This is a genomic window from Agathobaculum sp. LCP25S3_E8 (genome assembly GCF_052117165.1).
Lineage (GTDB): Bacteria > Bacillota > Clostridia > Oscillospirales > Butyricicoccaceae > Agathobaculum.
This window is the reverse complement of sequence record NZ_JBQKJR010000124.1, coordinates 1-2,337: the sequence shown is the minus strand read 5'-3', so window position 1 is coordinate 2,337 and position 2,337 is coordinate 1. Positions and strand designations below refer to the sequence as shown.

Below are 2,337 nucleotides of genomic sequence, written 5' to 3'. Positions count from 1 at the left end.
GGAATCTGGCATTGGACCGCTATAATTACAATACTGCCGCCCAGCGCAGCACCGCCCTCACCGACGCTTTTGAGGAATTGGAACCCTGGATCGTTGCCGGACAGGGTGATCCGGACACAGAACTGGATGCATCAGAGCTGCGCCGGGTGCTGAACGGCTTCCTGCGCCGTCAGAGCGCTGAGGCCCGCGTGTTCTTTTTGCGCCGCTACTGGTATGGAGAGAGCATCCGGGAGATTGCGGAAGAATGCCATGCCAGCGAAGGAAAGGTTAAAACATCGCTGTTCCGCACAAGGGAACGTCTGCGCGCGGAACTGGAACAGGAAAGGATTACACTATGAACGAAACTCGTTTTCAGAAATGGATGAACGCCGTGGATGATGACCTGCTGGAGGAAGCGCAGCAGCCTATGAAAAAGAAGCGTTCCTGGCTATACAGCGCCGGGGCGATTGCCGCCTGTCTTGCCGTGGCTGTAACTGCCGTCACCATGACCCACCGAGGCACTGACCAGCCCACCATGATCACAAACCCCATGCACGAATCCAGCGCAGCTGAGTTTCAGCGGCTGGGGTACTCCATCCCCCTGCCGGAAAGTGCCTCTGGCACCTCTTACTACCTGATCGACACAGGGGAAAGCGACAAGCAAATGGCCGAAGTCAATTTTGAACAGGGCGGACAGTCATACTACTGCCGTGCCTTAAAGGCAGAGCAGCCCCAGGACATCTCCGGCATTTTTGCTGACTGGACAGAGAGCCTGGACTGGAGCGGCGAAGATGTTTCCGTGCAGCTGCGCAAGTCCGAGGATGCGGCCTGGGTGGGCTGGTATGCTCCGGAGGCCGAGACGCAGTGGTGTGTTGCCGGTGGCAGCGATGCCCAAGTGCTGCTGGACACCGCCCAAACCATTGTAGAAAAGCTGGGGTACGTTATGCCGCTGTATCCAATGGACAGTGCGGAGGACGCCTTTGCCGATGGCGGCTACTCCGTGGACTTCACGGCGGCAGACCTTGTCAAAACCGGGGGCGGATATTCCCTGACCGCAAAGATTTATGACTATGACCGCTATGAACTGGAAGACATTCAGAGTTTGAAAGAAGGCGACCAGATCCAGGTCTGTCGGAAGCCTGTGACCGTTGAGAGTATCCAGCGGGATAACGGTACCGTCATCATCAACGGCGGCATCGAAAACGGCGGCGTGGAACTGATTGAGGACGACGGCCTGTATCGTACCAACACAATGAATGACCAGCCGATCTACTATGATCTGGGAACGATCACCCTGCCCCTATCTACCGACTGCACCTTTGAAGATCACGCCGACCTGGAACATGAACCTGATGGCCTGGTTTATGAGTACGAGGACGTCCCTGCGGCTATTCAGGCCAGCGAAACGCCCTTCAACTGCTACAACACGGTCATCACTGTCCGGCAGGAGCAGGTGGTGCAGATCATCCGCTATTGGATTCCCTGATGGATCGACATATAGAATTGAGGTAATATGATATGATTCAGAAAGAAAAATACAACGCAAAAAAGATACTTGCCCTGATCCTGTCTCTCGCCTGCGTGATAGGGATGCTGGCCGGGTGCGGCCGACAGAACACCAGTGAAGGAAAAGCTGAAGGAAGCTCCTTGGAAGAACAAACATCCGACACCTGGTATGAAATTGATCAGGAAGCAGGCATTCTGACCGTCCGCCTTCCCGCCGAAAAGGAAGGATTCATTTGGGACTTTACCATCGACGACACCACCCTGTTGGAACTGCTCACGCAGGAGGACAATGACGGCACCTTTGTTGCCAGCTTCCGGGCGCTGGGAGACGGCGAGACAGTTGTGTCTTTCACCTATGCCAGGGATGATGCGCTGGAGGAAATCCGGGCGCTGAATGTTACCTGCAAGGATGGAAAAGTAGCCGACGTCTCCAACGCTTCCGTTATGCCCATTAGTGGGCAGGATGATCCGGAGATCACAGACCTTCGAAACAGCAACAGCATCCCCATGATTATGAAGGAACACAGCGCGGTGACCTGCGTCTCCGAGACCTGGGACGGGGAGAACAACTGGCAGAATAAGACTGTCCGTCAATTCGTCAGTTCCGATGGCCGTCTGTGGTATGACTACGAACAGTACGATGATGCTGACTAGGTCGTATACTGCGAGGCGGGATACATCAACGATGACGTTCCCGGTGCCCTGTATACCTGCGAAAAAGACGGCCTGAAAACGATGACGCTGTGTCCGGCTTCTGAGTATGAAGCCATGGTGTCTGGCCGCTGGCTGGCACGTCAACCGTGTGACTATGAGACCGTGGCGGACAAGGCTGACAGCACGGAGTAGGCGAAC

At 55.4% G+C, this 2,337-nt stretch carries 3 protein-coding genes; all 3 read left to right on the top strand.

What is annotated here, in order from left to right; genetic code table 11:
* Window positions 1-338, top strand: a 338-nt coding sequence (locus tag ACTQ34_RS17770; RefSeq protein WP_441364931.1) for an RNA polymerase sigma factor, incomplete at its 5' end; no start/stop codon positions are given.
* The gene (locus tag ACTQ34_RS17765) at window positions 335-1,465 is read left to right on the top strand and encodes a hypothetical protein (RefSeq protein WP_441364930.1); all 1,131 of its coding nucleotides are present in this window, start codon (window positions 335-337) and stop codon (window positions 1,463-1,465) included. The genes ACTQ34_RS17770 and ACTQ34_RS17765, both read left to right, overlap by 4 nt.
* A gap of 32 nt (window positions 1,466-1,497) precedes the next feature.
* Complete coding sequence (locus tag ACTQ34_RS17760; protein WP_441364929.1) at window positions 1,498-2,139, top strand: hypothetical protein; 642 nt, start codon at window positions 1,498-1,500, stop codon at window positions 2,137-2,139.
* The last annotated feature ends 198 nt before the right edge of the window (window positions 2,140-2,337 follow it).

Bases quoted from the DNA above. Each gene is read 5' to 3' on its own strand.
- ACTQ34_RS17765 (WP_441364930.1), top strand. From the start codon at position 335: ATGAACGAAACTCGTTTTCAGAAATGGATGAACGCCGTGGATGATGAC.
- ACTQ34_RS17760 (WP_441364929.1), top strand. From the start codon at position 1,498: ATGATTCAGAAAGAAAAATACAACGCAAAAAAGATACTTGCCCTGATC.